At 49.4% G+C, this 22,209-nt stretch carries 21 protein-coding genes, 1 tRNA gene and 1 pseudogene; 4 read left to right on the forward strand and 19 right to left on the reverse strand.

Annotated features, from left to right (window positions below; genetic code table 11):
- Positions 1–143: 143 nt before the first annotated feature.
- From EV211_RS03895 to EV211_RS03975, 18 genes and pseudogenes are all read right to left on the reverse strand, one after another.
- Positions 144–1,817, reverse strand: a complete 1,674-nt coding sequence (locus EV211_RS03895) for an LCP family glycopolymer transferase (protein ID WP_133528127.1) — start codon at positions 1,815–1,817, stop codon at positions 144–146.
- Positions 1,818–2,211: 394 nt separating this feature from the next.
- The gene (gene tuf, locus EV211_RS03900) at positions 2,212–3,405 is read right to left on the reverse strand and encodes an elongation factor Tu (protein ID WP_133528128.1); all 1,194 of its coding nucleotides are present in this window, start codon (positions 3,403–3,405) and stop codon (positions 2,212–2,214) included.
- 37 nt (positions 3,406–3,442) lie between these two features.
- A tRNA-Thr gene (locus EV211_RS03905) sits at positions 3,443–3,519 on the reverse strand.
- A gap of 405 nt (positions 3,520–3,924) precedes the next feature.
- Positions 3,925–4,608 carry a sigma-70 family RNA polymerase sigma factor gene (locus EV211_RS03910; RefSeq protein WP_133528129.1) on the reverse strand — a complete coding sequence of 228 codons (684 nt, stop codon included), beginning with the start codon at positions 4,606–4,608 and terminating at the stop codon, positions 3,925–3,927.
- The gene (rlmB, locus tag EV211_RS03915; RefSeq protein WP_133528153.1) at positions 4,595–5,320 is read right to left on the reverse strand and encodes a 23S rRNA (guanosine(2251)-2'-O)-methyltransferase RlmB; all 726 of its coding nucleotides are present in this window, start codon (positions 5,318–5,320) and stop codon (positions 4,595–4,597) included. Before rlmB ends, EV211_RS03910 begins: the two co-directional genes overlap by 14 nt.
- A gap of 106 nt (positions 5,321–5,426) precedes the next feature.
- The gene (locus EV211_RS03920; protein WP_133528130.1) at positions 5,427–5,921 is read right to left on the reverse strand and encodes a dihydrofolate reductase; all 495 of its coding nucleotides are present in this window, start codon (positions 5,919–5,921) and stop codon (positions 5,427–5,429) included.
- A gap of 11 nt (positions 5,922–5,932) precedes the next feature.
- Positions 5,933–6,763, reverse strand: a complete 831-nt coding sequence (thyA, locus tag EV211_RS03925) for a thymidylate synthase (protein ID WP_133528131.1) — start codon at positions 6,761–6,763, stop codon at positions 5,933–5,935.
- Complete coding sequence (locus tag EV211_RS03930; RefSeq protein WP_133528132.1) at positions 6,756–7,157, reverse strand: Mini-ribonuclease 3; 402 nt, start codon at positions 7,155–7,157, stop codon at positions 6,756–6,758. Before EV211_RS03930 ends, thyA begins: the two co-directional genes overlap by 8 nt.
- A 2-nt stretch (positions 7,158–7,159) precedes the next feature.
- A complete protein-coding gene (gene cysS / locus EV211_RS03935; protein WP_133528133.1) occupies positions 7,160–8,563 on the reverse strand; it encodes a cysteine--tRNA ligase in 1,404 nt (467 codons plus the stop codon).
- Positions 8,538–9,293 carry a serine O-acetyltransferase gene (cysE, locus tag EV211_RS03940; RefSeq protein WP_133528134.1) on the reverse strand — a complete coding sequence of 252 codons (756 nt, stop codon included), beginning with the start codon at positions 9,291–9,293 and terminating at the stop codon, positions 8,538–8,540. The genes cysS and cysE overlap by 26 nt, the downstream gene beginning before the upstream one ends.
- 72 nt (positions 9,294–9,365) lie before the next feature.
- Positions 9,366–9,842 (reverse strand): peptidylprolyl isomerase, encoded by a 477-nt coding sequence (locus EV211_RS03945; protein WP_133528135.1) that lies wholly within the window; start codon positions 9,840–9,842, stop codon positions 9,366–9,368.
- Between the two features lie 27 nt (positions 9,843–9,869).
- Positions 9,870–10,358 carry an NUDIX domain-containing protein gene (locus tag EV211_RS03950; RefSeq protein ID WP_133528136.1) on the reverse strand — a complete coding sequence of 163 codons (489 nt, stop codon included), beginning with the start codon at positions 10,356–10,358 and terminating at the stop codon, positions 9,870–9,872.
- The gene (locus EV211_RS03955; RefSeq protein ID WP_133528137.1) at positions 10,349–10,873 is read right to left on the reverse strand and encodes a chromate transporter; all 525 of its coding nucleotides are present in this window, start codon (positions 10,871–10,873) and stop codon (positions 10,349–10,351) included. Before EV211_RS03955 ends, EV211_RS03950 begins: the two co-directional genes overlap by 10 nt.
- Positions 10,870–11,475 carry a chromate transporter gene (locus EV211_RS03960; RefSeq protein WP_133528138.1) on the reverse strand — a complete coding sequence of 202 codons (606 nt, stop codon included), beginning with the start codon at positions 11,473–11,475 and terminating at the stop codon, positions 10,870–10,872. The genes EV211_RS03955 and EV211_RS03960 overlap by 4 nt, the downstream gene beginning before the upstream one ends.
- Positions 11,476–11,478: 3 nt before the next feature.
- Positions 11,479–13,215, reverse strand: a complete 1,737-nt coding sequence (locus EV211_RS03965) for a proline--tRNA ligase (RefSeq protein ID WP_133528139.1) — start codon at positions 13,213–13,215, stop codon at positions 11,479–11,481.
- A gap of 17 nt (positions 13,216–13,232) precedes the next feature.
- Positions 13,233–13,736: a 2-C-methyl-D-erythritol 2,4-cyclodiphosphate synthase gene (gene ispF, locus EV211_RS11115; protein ID WP_334295782.1), complete on the reverse strand. Its 504-nt coding sequence runs from the start codon at positions 13,734–13,736 to the stop codon at positions 13,233–13,235.
- A gap of 18 nt (positions 13,737–13,754) precedes the next feature.
- Positions 13,755–14,387: pseudogene (gene ispD / locus EV211_RS11120) on the reverse strand (2-C-methyl-D-erythritol 4-phosphate cytidylyltransferase); the annotation flags it as partial.
- The gene (locus tag EV211_RS03975) at positions 14,374–15,522 is read right to left on the reverse strand and encodes a PIN/TRAM domain-containing protein (protein WP_133528141.1); all 1,149 of its coding nucleotides are present in this window, start codon (positions 15,520–15,522) and stop codon (positions 14,374–14,376) included. The pseudogene ispD and the gene EV211_RS03975, both read right to left, overlap by 14 nt.
- 294 nt (positions 15,523–15,816) lie before the next feature.
- Here EV211_RS03975 and EV211_RS03980 point away from each other — a divergent pair, with 294 nt between their 5' ends.
- From EV211_RS03980 to EV211_RS03995, 4 genes are all read left to right on the forward strand, one after another.
- Entirely contained in the window at positions 15,817–16,494 is a 678-nt protein-coding gene (locus EV211_RS03980; protein WP_133528142.1) for a response regulator transcription factor, read from the forward strand.
- Complete coding sequence (locus tag EV211_RS03985; protein ID WP_133528143.1) at positions 16,478–17,968, forward strand: sensor histidine kinase; 1,491 nt, start codon at positions 16,478–16,480, stop codon at positions 17,966–17,968. Before EV211_RS03980 ends, EV211_RS03985 begins: the two co-directional genes overlap by 17 nt.
- 422 nt (positions 17,969–18,390) lie before the next feature.
- Complete coding sequence (locus EV211_RS03990; protein ID WP_133528144.1) at positions 18,391–19,671, forward strand: ArsB/NhaD family transporter; 1,281 nt, start codon at positions 18,391–18,393, stop codon at positions 19,669–19,671.
- 18 nt (positions 19,672–19,689) lie between these two features.
- Entirely contained in the window at positions 19,690–20,148 is a 459-nt protein-coding gene (locus EV211_RS03995; protein ID WP_133528145.1) for a hypothetical protein, read from the forward strand.
- 538 nt (positions 20,149–20,686) lie between these two features.
- Here EV211_RS03995 and radA read toward each other — a convergent pair.
- Entirely contained in the window at positions 20,687–22,186 is a 1,500-nt protein-coding gene (gene radA / locus EV211_RS04000) for a DNA repair protein RadA (protein WP_207667983.1), read from the reverse strand.
- Between the last annotated feature and the right edge of the window lie 23 nt (positions 22,187–22,209).

Consider the following 22,209-nt stretch of genomic DNA (forward strand, 5'->3'; position numbering starts at 1 on the left):
ACAAGGTTCTGTCAATGTCAACATTTTTTCTGAGATTCGACGGTGATATTTTCTCTTCCCAGACTTTCCTGGCAGCCTAGCCTGGGATTCCTTCAACCTTGCCTGTTTTCCCTGCCAGCCACATTGCCGGCGACCCCACGTCACTACTTCAACGTTCCGTCCATAACTGCAGCAATTTTGTCCACGGCCTTGACCACCTGATCCTCTGACGGCTTCATGACATAGACAGAATAATCACCTGTGGAATAGCAGGTCTCGTATGTGCCCGAACCTGTCATATTCTGTTTCTTGATAGTCCAGCTTCCGCCGTCGTTGATCTGCTGCTTGACTATGGCCTTGATCTCCTTGCTGGTCATATTGATTTCCATATAATCCTTGCAAGCCGCCAATATGGAGGAATACTTCGTCAGAATAGTTTTGCTCGACGATGCCTTCTTGATGACTGCCTCGACAATCTTAGCCTGATCTTTGTTCCTCTGCACATCCCCCGACGCGAAAGACTTGCGCTCTCTGGCAAAAGCCAGCGCCTTAGCCCCGTCAAGATGATTTTTGCCCTCGTAGAATGTATAGTATACGCCCTGACCGTGGGTGGTAAAAGTGAAGTCCGAGTTCACGTCAACACCGCCAACGGCATCGATGAACTTGGTCACCGTGGTGTAATTCACCTTCAGATAGTAGTTCATGTCCACGCCGGTGAGCTTTTCTACGGATTTGATGGTCTGCTGGATGCCGTAGATCCCCGTGTGGGTCAGCTTGTCCGTGGCGTTGTCCTTGCTGGTTAGCTTGATCTCATAGTCACGCGGGATCGATGTCAACAAAACAGTCTTGGTCTTTGGGTTGACTGTGACGATCATGTTGACGTCGGACCTGGATGCTGTGTCGATGGTGCCGCTGGTATCCAATCCGCTGATGTACACGTTATATGATTCCTTGGTCACATCGACATTCTTAGACAGATCCTCGGAGGATATCTTGACTTTGACCACATGTATGATCCGGGTCTTGCTCTTGAAATCGCTTTCCTGGTCGCAAATGGTCTTATAATGGCTGGCGCTTATGAGTATAGCTTCATATTTCTTGCTCAAAAGCCCGCTCCCCAGTTTTGACAGGCTGGCTACTCTGGCGTATGTCACGTTTTCATTTGAAGCCAACTGACCCTTGGCTTTGGAATAATTCAGTTCGTTGGTCAGATATGTGGCGACTTCCTTGCCCTTGATGTCATCTTCCTTCTCGTAATCGCTGCTCTTGTTCACGATTACGTAGTAGTTCTCCGTCTGCTCATTTACGCTTGTCACCTGGGAGAAGAACCCCACTGTATCGCCTAGGTTTACTATTGCAAAGGCGAATCCGCCCATGAGCAATATGGAAGAAATCAGTGCCACGATTTTCTTCCACCGTTTGAATCCATAGAAATAAAGGGTCGGAAAAATTGCTAGACTGATGAGCCCTACGATGGCCAGCGCAATGTACATAATCTTGGCAGGCAGTATGTCTGCGTAGACAAGCATTACAACAAAAGCTACTAAGGCGAAGAAGTACATGATCGACCATACTCTGGTGAATATGCCGAACTTAGTACGACCGGCCTGGGCTTTGGTTGCCGTGGCAGTCTGGGCGGCATTGGCTGCCGTGGCGGCCTGGGCGGCATTGGCTGCCGTGGCGGCCTGGGCGCTCGACGCCGGAGAGCCTTGGGCGGCTTGGCCCTCCGGGCCGCCGCTTACTTGATTGCCAGCCCGGTCCTCCGGGCCGCCGCTTGCTTGGTTGCCAGCCCGGCCCTCCGGGCCTTGGCTGCTGTGCTTGTATTTATCACTTCTCATTTGATTTCCTCGATTAAATTTCTTAATTGTCAGTAATATACATAACCTATATATTTTACTATTATTTCTGTGGTTTGTCGATGTATATCGCTAAATCTACACATTTGGAAGATGCGTATCGGGGTAGTAGCAGATGATTAAGGGCCGAAGGGCATTATTTGATAAGCTGACACGAATCCGAAGCCGCGGCCAGCCGATCGTTCAAATAGCACAAGCGCACCGGCTGACACGGATCCGCCTAGAATCACGGCGCACCGGCGGCTGCAGCTCGGAGCCGCGGCCATAAAAATAGCAGGGCACGATGCCCTGCTACTTGTTTCCATATTGTCCGCTCTGCCGTCACCGGCCGATCGGATGCTGGCTATGCCAGTGTCTCGTCGTTCTTCTTGTAGAACTACTCGATGATCTCTGTTACGACTCCGGATCCTACTGTTCTTCCACCTTCTCTGATGGCGAATCTCAGTCCTTCCTCGATAGCGATTGGTGTGATCAGGTCGATCTCCATTACTACGTTATCTCCAGGCATGCACATCTCTGTACCTTCTGGCAACTGCAGATCTCCTGTTACATCTGTAGTTCTGAAATAGAACTGTGGTCTGTATCCGTTGAAGAATGGTGTGTGGCGTCCGCCCTCTTCCTTCTTCAGTACGTATACCTGACCCTTGAACTTTGTATGCGGATGGATAGTTCCCGGTTTTGCCAGTACCTGTCCTCTTTCGATCTCATCTCTCTGTACGCCTCTCAGCAGTGCTCCGATGTTATCGCCTGTCTCTGCATCGTCCAGGATCTTTCTGAACATCTCCAGTCCTGTTACTACGACTTTTCTCTTCTCATCTGAAAGTCCCACGATCTCTACTTCGTCGCCGACCTTCAGCATTCCTCTTTCAACTCTTCCTGTTGCTACTGTTCCACGTCCTGTGATCGAGAATACGTCCTCTACAGGCATCAGGAATGGTTTGTCGTTTGCTCTCTGTGGCTCTGGGATGTATGAATCTACTGCTTCCATAAGCTCTATGATTCTGTCTCCCCACTCGCTTGATGGATCTTCAAGTGCCTTCAGGGCTGATCCTCTGATGATCGGTGTATCATCGCCTGGGAATTCATACTCTGAAAGTAGTTCTCTTACTTCCATCTCTACCAGATCCAGAAGCTCGTCGTCATCTACCATGTCGCATTTGTTCAGGAATACGATGATGTATGGTACTCCTACCTGTCTTGAAAGCAGGATGTGCTCTCTTGTCTGTGGCATCGGTCCGTCTGTTGCTGCTACTACCAGAATAGCTCCATCCATCTGAGCTGCTCCTGTGATCATGTTCTTTACATAGTCAGCATGGCCCGGGCAGTCTACGTGAGCATAATGTCTGTTTGGTGTTTCATACTCTACGTGAGCTGTGGAAATAGTGATTCCTCTTTCCTTCTCTTCAGGTGCCTTATCGATCTGATCGAACTCTACATCTGATCCCAGAGAATATCTGTTATGCAGTACTTTGGTGATTGCTGCTGTCAGCGTTGTCTTACCATGGTCTACATGGCCGATAGTACCGATGTTGATATGCGGCTTGTTTCTTTCAAATTTCTGTTTTGCCATTTTTCATTACTCCTTTTATAATAATTACTAAACTTTTTGGAGCTGTTGAGCAGATTCGAACTGCCGAACCTCTTCCTTACCAAGGAAGTGCTCTACCTACTGAGCTACAACAGCCTGTCGCAATATTGTAATCGTACTATATTTTGCGCTTGTTGTCAATTGATTTAGGCACTTTTCGCCATGACATTTATCGACATTTTCGAACCCGGCGCGCGAGCGCTCAGGCCGCAGGGGTATGGCAAGCCGGAAAGCACTCAGGCCGAGTGAACTAAACGCTCAGGCCGCAGGGGTATGGCAAGCCGGAAAGCACTCAGGCCGAGTGAACTAAACGCTCAGGCCGCAGGGGTACGGCAAGCCGGAAGGCGCGCGGGCACTCAGGCCGCAGGGGTACGGCAAGCCGGAAGGCGCGCGAGCGCTCAGGCCGTAGGGGTACGGCAAGCCGAAAAGCGCGCAGGCCGAATGAACTAAACGCGCCGGCCGGCAGTTTCCCGCCTTCGCAAGCATCATTCCCCCGCAAACTTAGTATTCCAGGAAAGTGTATATCTTCTTTTTGATACGTTGAATGGCATTATCGATAGCCTTAGGCGACTTGCCCAGGGAGGCAGCGATCTCCTTGTAAGTCAGGCCTTTGCGCATCTCCATCCACACCCGGCTCTCGAAGTCGCTGAAGTCGGCCAGCCCGTCAGCCTGCAGATATGTCGCCACCTCATTCATGAGTGCCAGGGTCTCCGGGTTGAGATTTTCGTCAGCAGCCACTCGCTCCATAGGCGAAGGCCCCTCGCCGTCGGTTTTGTCCTCGACACTGAGAGACAGCGAATCGTTGAGGATCTGGTGTTTCTTACGGTTGGCGCTTTTAATGGCGGTGATGATCTGCCGGCTCATGCAAAGCTCCGCAAAAGTCCTGAAGGATGCGGCGCCGTCTACATCGTAATCGCGGATGGCCTCAAAAATCCCTATCATGCCTTCCTGTATGACGTCTTCGTTGTCCCCGCCAATGATAAAATACTGGCGTGACTTGGTCTTGGCCAGACCTTTGTACTTGCGGATCAGAAATTCCTCGGCCGTCGCACTGCCTTCCTGGGCCATTTTCACCAGTTCCTCATCGCGAAGAACATTCAGATCGTCAGGCGAAGATGTATGACTGCACGCTGCGTCATCAGGCGACAAGCCGATCTTGCCGATTGCGTCACTATTTTTCTGCATCTCTCTGTTTCCTCACCTCATACATAAGAATTGCCGCCGCGTTGGAGGCATTCAGTGATGATATTTTCCCGACCATGGGAATCGAAATGCAATAGTCGCACTTTTCCCTTACAAGTCGGCTGATGCCGGAGCCTTCGTTGCCGATGACCAGGGCCACGCCGCCGGTCATATCCTGTTCATAATAGCAGGTGCCGCCCATGTCGCAGGCGTAGACCCAGACTCCGCGTTTTTTCAAGGCGTCTATAGCTTGGCCGATGTTGGCCACCCTGGCGCATGGCAGGTATTCCACGGCTCCCGCCGAAGTTTTGGCCACGGTCTCGGTAATGCCGCTGGCCCGCCTTTTGGAGATTATCACTCCGTGGGCGCCGGCGCATTCGGCCGTACGCATGACAGCCCCTAGGTTGTGGGGATCCGAGACTTCGTCAAGGATCACAACAAAAGGATCCTCGCCGCGCTCTGCAGCCAGGTTTAATATATCGTCTAACGTTGCGTATTCGTGGACCGACACAAAGGCTATGACGCCTTGATGGGAACCGCCTCCGGCGGTCCTATCCAGAATATCCTTATCCACCATCCTGGTGACAATGCCCCGGGACTTGGCCAGAGACAGTATTTTCCCCATAGACCCTGTGGCACCCTTCTGTACCATAAGTTTTTCCATGTCGCGACCGCTTTTCAGGGCCTCGATCACAGGATTGCGACCAATGACCATATCGCTATGGGAATTGTCAGCCTTTTCCCCTTCGCCGAGGTTACGCTGGCCGAGGTTACGCTGGCCGAGGTTACGCTGGCCGTGATCTCTTCGGCGTGCATCTTTTTTATTTGACTCTTTCATACTTGAAAAAACGGTACTGGATACCGTTGTCCTCCTTCATATCGCTCTGCCAGGTCACCTGGAAATCCTTGTCGGCGTCCAGATCTACGAAGTACCGGTCCGCCGGAAAGCTTGCGTCTATTTTGGTTATGTAACAGGTGTCGCATAATGGCAGCAACATCTTATACACGCTGGCGCCGCCGATGACGAAAACGTCGTCGCCCGGGTCCTTTGCCAGTTCGTCCTTCAGATGATCCAGGTCATGAATAAACATCTGAACACCCTCCGCAGTGAAATTCCGGTTTCCCGTGAGAACGATGTTCCTCCTGCCGGGCAGACCTTTGTGCCCAGGAAGACTTTCCAGCGTAGCCCTGCCCATGACGACAGTCTTGCCCTGAGTCTTCTCTTTGAAAAACTTCAGATCCCCCGGGATGTGGCACAAAAGCTCGCCTTTGTTGCCTATGGCCCAGTTCTTGTCTGCTGCTAATATCAGATTCATAGTTAGCCTCCTTACACGGCGATGGGTATGTTCTTGATCTGTGGACCGTGCTGATAATCCTCCACAGTAATATCGTCCGTGGTAAAATCGTAGAAATCTTTAATGTCCGGGTTCAGGGTAAACTTCGGCGCCGGGTACTGGGGCCTGGCGATGAGTTCCTCTATGACCGGAACGTGTTTGTCATAAATGTGGGCGTCGGCAATGACGTGAACCAGCTCCCCGGCCTTGAAGCCGCAGACCTGAGCCAGCATCATGACCAGAACTGAATACTGGACCACATTCCAGTTGTTTGCCGCCAGAATGTCCTGGGAACGCTGATTGAGAACGGCGTTGAGCCTGTCCCCTGTCACGTTGAAAGTCATACTGTAAGCGCAGGGCTCCAGATTCATCTCCGAAAGATCTGCGAAATTGTAGATATTCGTCATTATGCGACGTGACTGCGGCGTGTTTTTCAGCTGCCAGATAACATTATCCACCTGATCCATAAGGCCCTGGTGGAATTTATATTTCACGGCCATCTGATAACCGTAGGCCTTGCCGATGGAACCATCTGCATCGGCCCATTCATCCCAGATGCCGCTCTTGAGGTCGTTGATATTGTTTGACTTTTGCTGCCAGATCCACAACATCTCGTCTACGGCAGACTTGATTGCCGTGTGGCGCAAAGTGATTGCCGGGAATTCCTCCGACAGGTCGTACCTGTTGACGACGCCGAAGTTTTTGATGGTGTAGGCCGGGGAGCCGTCTTCCCAGCGGGCTCTGACCTCCTGGCCTTCTGTGGAATACCCATTGTCCAGGATACCGCGGCACATGTTCACGAATAATTTATCTGCTTTACTCATGGGACTCCTCCTCTATGATTTTCATTGCTTCAGCCACTACCTGATCCAGGCGCTGTGTATCGCCGTGAAGATACAAAAACCCCACCAGCGCCTCGAATCCTGTAGCCAGCTTGTATGCTATAGGCGTGGATCCTCTGGGTTTGTTGGTGTTAGTGTGATTTCTGCCCCGCTTGAGCAGGCTGACCTCTTCCTCAGTCAGGAAGCCCTTCATGAGCTCCCGGGCCGCCTTGGCCTGGCCATCAGCGCAGACATAGGAAATAGCCAGGCTGTTCATTTTGTCCACCCTGACCATGCCCTTTCCCATGACATATTTTCTTACATATACTTCATAGACGGCATCCCCAATATATGCGAGTGCCGTCGTATTGCTTGCCTTAGAATTTACTTCTATCATAATTACTCTTTAATGATCTGGACGCCCTGGGGAGTGTCCTTCAAAGTTATACCTTTCGCCTTCAGTTCATCGCGGATCTCATCGGCCCTTGCAAAGTTCTTGGCCTTGCGGGCTTCCTGTCTCTCATCGACCAGCTTCTGGATCTCAGGATCCACTGACTCGTCTTCCTCTTCAGCCTGAAGGAGTCCGAGAATGTCGCAGAATTCCATAAGGGTATCCAGGGATTTCTGAGCGAATTCCCTGGTGCTTCCACCTGCCACCGCCGTATTGATAGCCGTGATCAATTCGAATACTGCGCTGATGCCGTCAGCTGTGTTCAGATCGTCATCCATTACCTTAATGAAGCTCTGTCTGTATTTATCGTATCCGTCAAGAGCCGCTTTTTCCTCGTCGGTCATGGAGCCCTCTTCGCCGTTCTTAATAAGGTACAGCAGGTTTTCCTTGCAGTTGCTCATTCTCTCCAGGCTGGCCCTGGACTGCTGCATAAGTGCCTCGCTGAAGTCTATCGGACTTCTGTACTGGCCTGACAAAAGGAAAAATCTGATTTCTTCGCCTGTGTAGGTCTTGCGGATGTCGCGGACCGTGAAGAAATTGCCCCTGGACTTGGACATTTTCTCTCTGTCCATGGTGATGTATGCGTTATGCATCCAGTAGTGCGCAAAAGGCGCGCCGTTGCAGCACTCCGACTGAGCGATCTCGTTCTCATGATGGGGGAACTGCAGATCCTGACCGCCGGCGTGAATGTCGATGGTGTTGCCAAGGTGCTTTTTGCTCATGGCTGAGCATTCTATATGCCAGCCCGGTCTACCCATGCCCCAAGGGGACTCCCAGGCAATCTCGCTTTCCTCTTTCCTTGCCTTCCAGAGAGCAAAATCCAGAGGATCCTTTTTCACCTCGCCTATGGCAATGCGTGCGCCTGATTCCAGGTCGTCTATGTTTTGTCCCGAAAGCTTGCCATACTCAGGGAATTTACGCGTTGAGAAATATACGTCGCCGTCAGCCTCGTAAGCAAAACCTTTGTCTATAAGGGTCTGAATGAACGCTATGATCTCCGGAATGTGCTCGGAAACCTTAGGGTGTACGTCGGCCACGCGAACATTCAGGGCCTTGGTGTCATTGAAGTATTCCTTGATGTACTTCTCGGAAACTTCCGGGGCCGTGATGCCCTCTTCCTTGGCTCTGTTGATTATCTTATCGTCTACATCTGTGAAGTTCTGTACGTATTTGACCTTGTATCCTCTGTACTCCATATATTTTCTCAGAGTATCGAATACTACCAGAGGCCTTGCGTTTCCAATGTGGAAGAAGTTATAAACCGTGGGACCACATACATACATGGACACCTGTCCTTCCTTGATCGGAACGAATTCCTCTTTCTGTCTACTTAGCGTATTGTAAATCTTCATGGTCATTTTCTTCCTCTTCCTTCTTATCCTTATTGCTATCCTCTTTACCTGCCTCCGGGCTCTTGACTTCCTTCAGGCCAGGTTTCTGGCTATCCTTAGCCAGCTGATTGATCTTATTCTCCAGCATGACGATACGCCTTCTCAGGCATTCCATCTCAACATCGACTGGATCCGGAAGATCCACCTGATTGAGATCATCTGTGTTCTCGCCGTATCTTCTGACTATCTTTCCCGGTACGCCGACTACTGTGCAACCGTTAGGTATTTCCTGAAGTACTACTGAACCGGAACCGATCTTAACGTCGTCTCCGACTTTAAACGGTCCCAGGACTCTGGCTCCCGAACTTACTACTACCCTGTTTCCAAGGGTCGGATGCCTCTTGCCCTTCTCTTTTCCTGTGCCGCCCAGAGTTATGCCCTGGTATAATGTGCAGTCGTCGCCGATTTCAGTTGTCTCGCCTATGACTACGCCCATGCCGTGATCGATGAAACATCTTCTGCCGATCTTGGCTCCGGGATGTATTTCTATTCCTGTGCTCTTGCGTGCTTCCTGGGATATAAGTCTTGCCAGCAGCTTCAGGTTATGATCATATAACCAATGAGCCGGCTTGTGCCATATAAGGGCCCAGACTCCCGGATAACACATCAGGACTTCCAGCTCGTTTCTGGCAGCCGGATCTTTCCTGACCACAGTCTGTATGTCTTCGTGAACTTCTTCAAGGAACTTCATTTGTGTATCATCCTTTCGTTTTTTAGAATTACCCTTATATATACCCGAAAAACCGTACTTTATTCAGCTAAATTACTCTACTGTGATAGTTTTTATAACTACCGGAGTAAGCGGTTTGTCCATTGGGTCTGTCTCGACTTTAACTATATCCTGTGCTACGTCAAGGCCTTCGATGATCTTTCCGAAAGCAGCATACTCGCCGTCCAGGTGTGGTGCGTCTGCAACCATAATGAAGAACTGCGAACCTGCTGAATCAGGTACCATAGTTCTTGCCATGGACAAAACGCCCTCTGTATGTTTCAGATTGTTTTCCACTCCGTTGGAGCGGAACTCTCCCTTGATAGTGTAGCCCGGGCCGCCCATGCCTGTGCCGTCAGGACAACCTCCCTGGATCATGAATCCCGGAATGACTCTGTGGAATGTGAGTCCGTCGTAGAATCCGTCTTTAGCCAGTTTTTCAAAATTTTCAACTGTAATAGGCGCGATGTCATCGTAAAGTTCGCCTGACATTACTCCGCCGTTTTCCATTTCGATAGTTACTTTCTTCATGATATTGTTTCCTCTCTTTATTTCTGTCTATTTAGATTTAATATTTACTCTCTGACACCATGGCTCTCTGAGTTTGTAATAAGTCATGCCGTTCAGGTCGCTTTTCAATATATCCCAGATCTCGTCATTGAAGAACTTGGGATATATGTTTTCCAGTTTTCCTATTTCTTCCCGGGACAGAAATCTGATCTCCCGCAGTACCTGGGCGTCTTCCGCCAGTTCCGGATCTGAACCCAGTCCCAGCTCGCCGCCTATGATGTCGCCGATCATATAATTGACGAACCGCTGTCCTCTTTCAGGTGAGACCTCTTCAACATGCCAGGCCACGCCCCTGATCTTGATATCAAGGCCCGTTTCTTCCTTGGCCTCGCGCACAGCCGCCTCCACGGAATTTTCTCCATCCTCGATAGCGCCCCCCGGCACCATCCAGATATCCTTATCCTCGTGATGCTGCTTGACCATGAGGATCTCATTTTTTTCGTTGGCTAATATTACTCTTACTCCGCCTACCCACATAAAAACGCTCCTATCACGCCGGAACCGATCACGATAAAGATCGGATTCAGCTTAAACTTCCCTATCAACACTATGCTTGCGACACAGATAATGACAGGCACGGGCGCCAAAGTCGCAAATGCGCTTTGTCCCATGAATACTACTGCTGAAGCGAGCAGGCCGACCGTCACAGGCCTTATGCCTGCGAAAGCCCCCTCAACGGCTTTGCTCTCTCTATATTTATTTATGAAATAACATGTTATCAATACCAGTATAAACGATGGTAATGCTTCCCCGAAGGTAGCAACCAGCGCTCCCGGAAGCCCCGCGCTGTAATAGCCCACATAGGTGGCCGCATTAACAGCCAGCGGTCCCGGCGTCACCTGAGATATGGCAACCAGATTGGAGAACTCGTCTCCGCTCATAAGCTGGAAATCCCTGGCGCCCTGATATATCATCGGCAACATGGCCAGTCCGCCTCCGAATCCGAAGAGGCCTATTTTCGCAAATACCAGAAAAAGTTTCAGATAGATCATGACTGATCACCTGCTTTCTCTGACTCGCCTGTTCCCTTCCGGCCGTCTCCTGTAAAGTGCTCATAAACAAGTCCGATAACCATGCCGCCGATAATTACATAAACGGCGTTTACATTCAGGACTGCTATAAGCAGAAATGCTGCCATTGCCAGGATCCACGGGAACCATCCCTTAAGGATCTGTTTTCCGACTTTATATGCCGAGTATGCGATGAGGCCCGTGGCCGCCGCCTTGACGCCGGTCAGAGCTCCGTTGACATACTTGTTGTCGCCGATTCCATTGAGCAACTCGATGATTGCAATTATTATGACCAGGCTGGGAAGCACCACGCCGATAGTTGCGACGATAGCGCCAAGCACGCCCTTCTTGTAGTGGCCGATATATGTAGCCATATTAATGGCAATGACCCCCGGAAGTCCCTGGCTGACAGCTAAGCAGTCAACTATTTCCTCCTCGGTCATCCATTTCTTCTGATCTACTATGATCCCCTGCATGAGAGGTATCATAGCCATGCCGCCGCCTATAGTGAACAGGCCCAGCTTGAAAAATGTCCAGAAGAGCTGAAGATACATATTCCCTTCGCGTCCTTCTTTCGCGCTCATATACTAGCCTCTACGTTCTTTGTTTACGATTTCCACAGCCCGGGATACAGCCTCTTCAGCTGTGATTTCTTCCTTGTCAGCGTCGCGGCGCAGCTTGTACTCCACCTTGCCTTCAGACGCCAGCTTGCCCACTGTGATCCTGACAGGGATCCCCAGCAGATCGGCATCCTTGAACTTGACTCCCGGTCTCTCTTTTCTATCGTCCAGGAGAACCTCTACGCCGGCCTTTTCCAGTTCGTCATAGATCTTCTCCGCCATTTCCTTCTGTACAGGGTCGTTGTCCTTGACCAGCGTCACGATCACGTGATACGGCGCTATAGCCATAGGCCAGATTATTCCGTTATCATCGTGGTTCTGCTCTACGACAGCCGCCAGAGTTCTGGTGACTCCAATGCCGTAGCAGCCCATGAGAAGCGGATGCTCCTTCTGGTTCTCGTCCAGGTACGTCGCATGCATGGACTCCGAATACTTGGTGCCCAGCTTGAATACCTGCCCGACCTCTATGCCTCTGGCGTGCTTGATCGGCGCACCGCATACAGGGCACGGATCTCCGGCTTTCAGAAGCTTGATATCTGCAACTATGTCGCCTTTATAGTCTCTGCCATAGTTGACATTCTTCAAATGATAATTTTCCTTGCAGGCTCCTGCGCAAAGATTCTTCAGTCCCGGCAGTTCGCTGTCTACGACTATCTTGCAGTCGTGAAGTCCTACAGGTCCTGTGAATCCGCCTACGCAGCCTGTAGCCGCTGACATTTTCTCTTCGTCCGCGAACTCTATCTGGTGCTCGGCGATGCCCAGGGCGTTGACCAGCTTGATCATGTTAGCGTCTCTGTCGCCTCTGACGAAGGCCGCAACATAGCCGTCTTCCTTGCCTTCGGCGTCGTATGTAACAAAAAGCAACGCTTTCATGGTTTCCTTTGCGTCCATGTGCAAAAAGTCCGCTACTTCTTCGATGGTCTTGGTTCCCGGGGTGTTGACCTCTTCCAGAGGAAGCATGTCTACATCATCCTGGGCTTTAGCGTCTACACATTCAGCCCTCTCGACAGTGGCAGCCATAGAGCACTTCTCGCAATAAGCGATCTCGCTTTCGCCGACCTCTGACAAAGCCGTGAATTCGTGGGAATTACTTCCGCCGATGGCTCCCGTATCAGCCTCTACCGGTCTGAATGTCAGCCCGCAGCGGGTGAAAATCTTGTCGTAAGCATCGTACATAGCCTTATAGCTTATATCCAGTCCCGCCTCATCGGCGTCAAATGAGTACAGATCCTTCATTATGAACTCTCTGCTCCTCATGAGACCGAAGCGCGGTCTGGCTTCATCTCTGTATTTAGTCTGGATCTGGTACAGCAGCACCGGAAGCTGACGATAGGATGATACATCATTTCTGATCAGATCTGTGAAGACCTCTTCATGAGTAGGTCCAAGGCAGAAATCTCTGCCGTTCCTGTCTTTGATCCTCCACAGTTCCGGGCCATAGGCCTCCCATCTGCCCGATTCCTGCCACAATTCAGCAGGCTGGATAGCAGACATATGTATCTCTTCTCCGCCGGCCGCGTCCATTTCCTGTCTGATGATCTCCTCGATCTTCCTGACTGAGCGCCAGCCCATAGGCATGAATCCGTATACTCCGGAAACCAGTTTCCTGATCATACCCGTGCGGAGAAGCAGTATATGGCTTGGTATTTCTGCCTCTGCCGGTACCTCTCTCAATGTTTTCAAATGCATTTTAGATAACTTCATTTTCGTCTCCTTAATATTTATGCTTCAGTTCCCGGATTTCCACCCTTGGGAACTTCCCGTATCAAACAGATCGCCTCGGCGGCGATACCCTCGCCCCGGCCGGTGAATCCGAGTTTTTCAGTAGTCGTGGCCTTAACGCTTATCACGGCCATGTCAACGCCTGTTGCCTTGGCGATATTTTCTCTCATAGCCTGTATATAGCCGGCCAGCTTCGGTTCCTGGCAAATGACTGTGACGTCTGCATTCACCAGTTCGTAGCCTTCATCGTTTAATAACGATGCGACCTTTTTCAACAAAATAATACTTGATATGCCTTCATACTTCGGCGAGCTGTCGGGAAACCATTTCCCTATATCGCCCAGAGCCGCAGCCCCCAGCATGGCATCCATGAGGGCATGAGTCAGCACGTCCGCGTCAGAATGGCCAAGCAGACCTTTGTTCCAGGGGATAAGCACCCCGCCAAGGACAAGTTTCCTACCTGGATCCAGCCTGTGCACATCGTATCCTGTTCCTACTCTCATTTCTCTCCTCAGATCTCTCGGTGTGGTGATCTTGATATTTTCCTCGCCGCCTATGACGACCTCCGGCACCACGCCCATTCTCTCTACAAGTCCGGCGTCGTCGGTACCGTAGTACTTTTCCGCAAAAGCCTTCTCGTAGGCCTCTCTGATCAGGGATAGTCTGAAGCCCTGAGGCGTCTGTACGTTGTACAATTTGCTCCGGTCCAGGGTTCCCTCGTCAATGTGACGGATGGTGTCTTTAGTGTGTACGGCCGCTATGGCTGCGCCTTTTTCAAAGGCTTTCTCCGTGACGGCCCGTATAGTGTCCTGTGTGACAAAGGGTCTTACCCCGTCGTGTATCAGGACGATGGTATCTCCCTCGGGGTCTTCTCTGTCCAGCTGTCTTATGGCCGCAAAGATAGAGTCCTGACGTTCTTCCCCTCCGGGGATTATCCTGACACCGGGCAGAAGCTTTCTGCAGCCATCAACATAGTCAGGCGGAACTACAGCCATTACTTCATCCACGAAATCACAATCCGTGAATTTAGACACTGTGGTCTCCAATATGGTCCTGCCCTGCTGCTTGATAAATTGTTTAGGCACTGACGCCGCCATCCTCTTCCCGGATCCGGCAGCGCCTATAACTGCCACTACTCTGCTATTGCTGTACATGTGTGTTCTTCAACCTTCCAAATATCATTCTTCCTGCAGAAGTCTGCAGAACGCTGGTTACGTTGATCTTGGTGGTCTTCCCTATCTGCTTGCGTCCGTCTTCTACTACTATCATAGTGCCGTCGTCCAGATAACCTATAGCCTGGCTCTGATCTTTGCCCTGTTTCACAAGGCTCACAGTCATTTCCTCACCAGGCAGTACTACAGGTTTCAGGCAGTTAGCCAGCTCATTGATATTCAGTACGCTGACTCCGTTTATAGCCGCTACCTTATTCAGGTTGAAATCGTTGGTAACTACCTTACCGTTGATCAGCTGAGCCAGTTTCAACAGTTTCACGTCTACTTCCGGTATTTCCTTGAGAGCCTTCTCGGTATCGGTATTATAGATTTCTACTCCGTAATCCTTCTGGATCTTATTGAGTATGTCAAGACCTCTTCTGCCTCTCGTACGTTTCAGAGAATCAGAAGAGTCTGCAATGTGTCTCAATTCTACCAGAACAAATTCAGGTATGACGATAGGCCCCTCCAGGAAGCCTGTCTTCATTATCTCGGCGATCCTGCCATCGATAATGACACTGGTGTCGAAGATCTTAGGAATGGCGTCGCTTTTCTTCTTGCCTGCCCTGGCGAACCTGCTGCCGCCTTGGCTCTGGTTCTGGTTCTGGTCCTTACCCCGGGGAGCCAGAATATTGCCTGCCATTTCCTTGCCCTTGCTGGTTGCTATGACCACGCCCAGATACCCGAAAATAAAGTAAGTGATCACTATTATGAACGAATACACATACTTGTTGGTGATGAAGGTAAACATCTGAGTCAGAAGCAAGGCTATGAGAAGTCCTGCTATGAGGCCGATAGTGCCTGCGACTATAACATTGCCGGAAATGCCCTGCAGATCACTTTCAATGTTATTGGCAACCTTAGTGCTTTGTCTACTCAGTACAGGTGTCAGCTTGAAAAAAATAATTCCAAAAATAATAGCGAATGCAATAGCTATACCCATCTGCTGTCCCGAAGAGAAATATTCATCTACGTTTCCGCCACTGTGATTGATCCAGTAGCCAATCAGCAGGCAACAGCCATAACCAAAAGCCGCACCGATAATAGTGACCAAGCCCCTTATTAACTTTTTGATCATTTTATAACTTGTCCTCCTTTCCAGTAATCTTGCATTATAACGCTAATGCCGCGTCAACAGATCCTGCGAGGGGAAAATTTCTGTATGCTTCCTGCACAAAATCTTTGATACCAAATAGTATAATCTAACAAGTTAAACACGTCAACCCTTGTGAGAATTAGTTTTTTCTTCCTAAAAAAACCCATTTGTGTTAAAATCATTATAAGGATTTCATATTATCCACACAGTTAATAATTAATATGTAACAAACAGTGTAATAAATTCGAATACTAAGGTTCAAAGGAGGAACGATATATGTATAAGTTGCTGGTAGTAGATGACGAACCGAAAATCAGAGAGGTCATCAAGGAATATGGGGAGTTCAACGGTTATGAAGTCTCTGAGGCGTCTGACGGCATGAGTGCTGTCGGTCTCTGTAAACTCAACGATTATGATCTGATCATCCTGGACATTATGATGCCTAAGCTTGACGGATTCTCCACTTGTAAGGAAATAAAGAAAATCAAAGATATACCTATTATAATGCTTTCAGCTCGCGGTGAGGAATATGATAAGCTCTTCGGCTTCGAACTGGGCATCGATGATTACATCGTCAAACCATTCAGCCCTAAGGAACTCATGGCAAGAGTCAATGTAGTTCTGGCCCGCAGGAGCAGCGGCGTTCAGAGCAAGACCGATGTGATGAATTTCAACGGTCTGGAAATCAACATCGCCGCAAGGACAGTATCTGTAGACGGCGAGAGGATCGAGCTTACTCCTAAGGAGTACGACCTTTTATTCTACCTGATTGAAAACAGGAATATCGCCCTGTCCAGAGACAAACTGCTGTCAGACATCTGGGGCTACGACTTCTTCGGCGACGACAGAACCATCGACACGCACATCAAGAATCTCAGGAACGCCCTGGGACCATACCGTGACTACATCGTCACTCTAAGGGGAGTAGGATATAAATTTGAGTTCGACGAATAATAACAGTAGAAAAAAGACCGGCAAACAAGGCATAGATCTTCATAGCATCAAATTCAAACTGTGGGCGTATTTCATCACTTTCGCAGTGATTTTGCTGTGCCTCATATGGCTTCTTCAGATATTCTTCCTGAATACCTATTACGAAGAAATGAAGTCCAACGAGACCAGCAAGATCGCCAACCACATTACAGAGTCCTTTGCTTCCAATGACTACGACTTCGATTCACTTAAGTCCATGATCAAGACCGTGTCTTCATATAACGACCTGACCATAATGGTATCCAACACCACGGGAGCCTTTGTTATAACCTCGGAATCCTCCGACGAAATGGGGCCATCCCGAGGCATCAGCGGGAAGTACGCCATGGACATAGTGACGCTGGACCAGAAACTGGCCAGCAGCGCCATCAATGACGGCGTGACCAATATCAGCGTAGGCCGCGGCAGCAACCGGACCATGGAGTTCGCCTGCTACCTGCGAGACAAGGACGATAACATCGTGTACACCCTGTACATCTTCTCGCCTTTGTTCCCGGTGCAGTCCACAGTGAACATTCTGCGGTCCCAGCTTGTCTACATTACCATAATCGCAATTCTCCTTTCCCTGGCTCTGGCCCTTTACCTGGCAAACAGGATATCCAAGCCCATCAAGGACATCACCAATTCGGCGGCAGAAATGGGCAAGGGCAACTACAGCGTCAAGTTCAAAGGCGGTCATTATTCAGAGACCCGCGAACTGGCGGACACTCTGACGGCAGCCGAAGGTGAACTTGAGAAGACCGATATGTATCAAAAAGATCTTATTGCCAATGTTTCTCACGATCTGCGGACGCCGCTGACTATGATCAAGTCCTACGCGGAGATGATTCGCGACCTGTCGGGGAACAACCCTGTCAAGCGCAGCGCTCATCTGAACGTTATTATTGAGGAAGCCGACCGGCTGAACTCTCTGGTAAACGACATGCTGAATCTGTCCAGAATGCAATCCAAGCGGATCAAGCTTGAGAAAACCAAATTCGATTTCTGCAAGGCCGCAGCATCTATAATGTCGTCTTATGACATATTAAATGAAAGCGACGGTTACGATATTCAGTTCCACTGCAACGGTGATGAGGCTGTGGTCTACAGCGATGAAGCTAAGATCAAGCAGGTCATGAGCAACCTGATCAACAACGCCGTCAAATACTGCGGCGCCGACAAACAAATCCTGGTGGATCTGAAAAAGTCCGGCAAGAACATCCGCTTCTCCGTAACAGACCACGGCAAAGGCATAGCTCCGGACGAGGTCGCCCATGTATGGGAAAGGTATTACAAATCCAGCACACACCACGTAAGACCTACTGATGGCAGCGGTCTGGGGCTTTCCATAGTCAAAGAGATACTGAACCTGCATAAGGCAGACTTCGACGTAACGAGCGAACTTAACAAAGGAAGTACCTTCTGGTTCGAGTTGCCGATTCTGAAAAACAAGTAAAGTCTTATTCGGGATTTCTTATAGGTTTTGCATACATATTCAGAATTTTGAATTAGATAATTATGTCTTATAGGTTTACGGTGACCTATACATCTTTAGCCTTGTATACATGAGTTGAATCTGGTTCAAAGGGTAAATTGTGACATTTCATCAAGGGCTTATATACCTTGAACCCCTGTTATTGCAGGTGGTTCAAGGTTTTTTATTTTTCATGGTGTCAGGTCGTCAGCTGCCCCATTTCTTCCATTTTATGGTATTTTCCCAGTTGTACGATAATTGTTTTTCCTGTTGCCTATTGATATTCATAGTGTTAAAATCCTTCTGTAATTTGAATAAAGGATGATTGTTCTGAGGGTTTATCGATGCTAATGTAGGGATTGTTTCGCGAGACCTGAGGCAACCACAGACTAAGGAGGACTATTGTGGAACAAGAAATTATTGCCATTGTGATCTTCGTCGTAGTAATCGGCGCGATCATGACGGAGAAGGTACACAGAGCCGCAGCCGCACTGGCAGGTACTGTAGCTTTACTTCTGACCGGTGTCCTGACTTTCGATGAGGCAGTCAGTTACATCGACTTTAACACTTTGGGCGTACTGGTAGGCATGATGATGTTCGTTGCTGTCGTCAAACACAGCGGACTATTCGAATATGTTTCTATCAAATCTGCTAAGATGGCTCACGGAGATCCCTGGAAGATCATGGTCATGTTCATGATCATCACGGCGTTCTGTTCAGCTTTCCTAGACAATGTAACAACTGTATTGCTCATGGGACCAATGACTCTGACTATAGGTAAGATGCTTAAGATCAACCCGGTACCTATTCTGCTCGGTCAGATTTTCGCTTCTAATATCGGAGGCACCATGACACTTATCGGCGACCCACCGAATATTATGATAGGAAGCGCCGCAGGTCTGGACTTCCTTGACTTCGTCGAGAATACAGGCGTTGCCTGCATCATCGGTCTTATAGCAGTTATCTTCTTCATGAAGTTCGCCTATAAGAAAAAGCTTCTGGCGGATCAGGATGCTATCAAAGATGTTATGGAACTTGACGAGAGCAAGGCTATAACCGACAGGCGACTTCTTCACGAAAGTGTTGTAATGATTGCTCTGGTCATAGTGGCATTCATTCTCCATGGACACTTTGGAATCCAGACTGCAACAGTTGCTCTGACAGCAGCGGCTATAATGATGGTCATCGGCGGTCAGGACATCGACGAAGTTGTAGGCGATGTAGAATGGCCTACACTGGTATTCTTTACAGGTTTGTTTATAGTAGTAGGCGGCATGGTCAAGACCGGCGTCATCAAACAGCTCGCCACATTGATAATGCAGGCTTCCGGTGGACATCTGGTAGCAACTATGATGATACTGCTGTGGGCATCAGCATTCCTGTCTGCGATACTTGATAATATACCTTTTGTTGCTACACTGATACCTCTGATTCTGGCCATGGGCCAGCAGGGCATGGACATCACACCCCTATGGTGGGCAATTTCACTGGGCGCATGCCTAGGCGGCAACGGCACTCAGATCGGTGCGTCTGCTAACGTAGTGCTCTCCGGAATATCCGGCAGACACGGCTACCCTATCTCATTCAACGACTACACCAAGGTGGGCATGCCGGTAATGCTGATTACCGTATTCATAGCTATGATATTCCTGTTGCTGAAGTATCAGGTAGGTTTACCTATCTAATCTGGAAAGGATAATAATATGTTACAAGATACTATAACGGATAACATGGTCAACACCGTGTTGAAACAGATGGGGGCTACGTCAATCAAGACGAAGCCCGCCTATATAAATATCGTGAAGTTCGAATTGACTGACTCGGTCAGGCTGATTTATCTCTACGAGATCAAAGAGAATGAATCTATTTACCTGCAAAGGCTTGAGCCTTACCGTCGCTTTATCGGCGAACCTGGCAATGAGGACGAGCTTATTCGTCTGATCAAGCACGATCTGGACAGATTCAAAGATGCGCTTGTCAGTGATAACTTCTCGCGGTTTATTATAATGTCTGACAAGCTTAACATAGTCAACAACAAAATCGAGGCTCTGCTGTTGAGTCCTAAGTTTGTTGAGGCTGAGGATCTGACTCAGATCGAGGCTGATCTGGATCATACGGAGATGGATATTGATACTATGGCCTCCAATGCAAAGCTGAAGTAAATCCCGGGCCCACTGACCCAGCCACTTGTCCTCGTGTACATACAGCCCCTGCGGAACGGCAGGTGTGCGTAATGCCTACTTCTACTGGTTGGGTATTGTTCCATCAATGGTACAGTTATGCATAAGTTTATGCACCGATTCTATTCTTGTGGCCACGCAAGAATCCCCGAAGTAATTCAGGATATGAGGCGTGAAATCATTGGTATACCTTGCTCTCGACCCAACATCCGCCACAGTGGTTCTATAATAATGTCGATTCTTGCGCACAGTCCGAGCAAATAAAATGCTCGGACTGTTTTTCCGATCACCAAAATATGCTTGGAGCACTTTTTGGTTCTCCTAAAATGTATAGAAACGAAAATATTACTGAAAAAATGCTAGGATATTTACAGCCGTTAACGGCTGTAAGCCAGTATCTACCTCAAATATCTCCAAATTCATGACGCTGATATGACAAATTTAACCTAAATAAAAAATGCATGGTATCGTTCCATTGATGGAACAATACCATACATGTCTAAACAGATATTCCAAGGGCCTACCCTTTGAATGCGTTGACGGCATCGAAGATATTTCTGGCGCCGATGATGCGACAGCCGCCAGCGGATGCCGAAGAACCGGCAGATGCCGAAATCCCGGCGGAGGCAGAAGAACCAGCGGAGGCAGAAGTCCCAGCGGAGGCAGAAGAGCCGGCAGATGCCGCCTTACGGTCAGCGCCAATAATCCCCCCTAGATGGGCAGCGTTTTTCTCGGGCATTATTACCTGCTCATAGCCCATGCGGGCTGCTTCAGTGGCTATGCGGTCGGCATTCTGGACCGAACGCAGATCTCCGGTTAGTCCGACCTCGCCAATGACTACAGTTCTCTTAGGACAGACTATATCTCGGATCGACGAATAGACTGCAAGGGCTACTCCCAGATCCACGGAAGTGCTATCGGGGCGAAGGCCGCCGACTACATTAACATAGACATCCTGATTCAGGAGAGTCATGCCGAGTTTTTTCTCCAAGACGGCCAGGATCATGCTCAGGCGCTGATAATCAACGCCTACAGCTGTTCGGCGAGCGAATCCCACATTTGCCGGGGCCGTCAACGCCTGTACCTCCATGAGAACAGGGCGGCTGCCTTCGTAAACGGCAGTAATGACGGAACCCTCTGAACGTTCTTCATTACTGTCGATGAAACTGCCGGAAAGGTCATGTATCTCTATAAGACCTTCCTCCTCCATATGAAAAGCTCCGATCTCGCTGGTAGTTCCGAAACGGTTTTTATAGGCCCGGAGTATGCGGAAATCGTGGTCACGCTCTCCTGTAAAATTAAGGACGCAGTCCACCAGATGTTCCACGATCTTAGGGCCGGCCAGATCGCCGCTCTTGGTCACGTGAGCCACGATAAAAATAGGGATATCCTCAGTCTTTCCCAGTTTCATGAGCATGTTTCCGCAGGCTCTCACCTGAGACACACTGCCGGGAACCGAATCCAGTTCCTGGGTGTACATAGTCTGAATCGAATCTATTACAAGAAACTTTGGTTTGATAGTGTCGCAGACTGTGACTATGTTTTCCATATTAGTCTCCGCCAGAACGAATAACTGATCACTGAGATCAGGGCAGACACGGTCGGCACGCATTTTTATCTGTTCCTCTGATTCCTCGCCGGAAACGTAGAGGACAGGACCTATGGTCTTGGCCATATTAGCCGCAGCCTGAATTATGATCGTAGACTTGCCAATGCCCGGTTCGCCGGAAATCAACACTAGGGACCCTTTGACCAGCCCCCCGCCCAGCACACGATTCAGTTCGCCTATACCAGTATCTATGCGGACATGATCCGCCGAGCCAACCTTTGTTAGCGGTGAGGCTACAGCCCCAGCTCCGGCCGGTGCCGACGACCGACGACGATTATCATTCTCCGGCGTATCAACTATTTTCTCCTCGACCATGGAATTCCACGCGCCGCAGATACACTGGCCCATCCACTTAGGACTTTCATAGCCACACTCCTGACAGACGAAGACCGTCCTTGATTTTTTCCCCATACTTTCCCTCCTTATGTAGTCTA

This window comes from Aminicella lysinilytica, assembly GCF_004362975.1.
GTDB lineage: Bacteria > Bacillota > Clostridia > Peptostreptococcales > Anaerovoracaceae > Aminicella > Aminicella lysinilytica.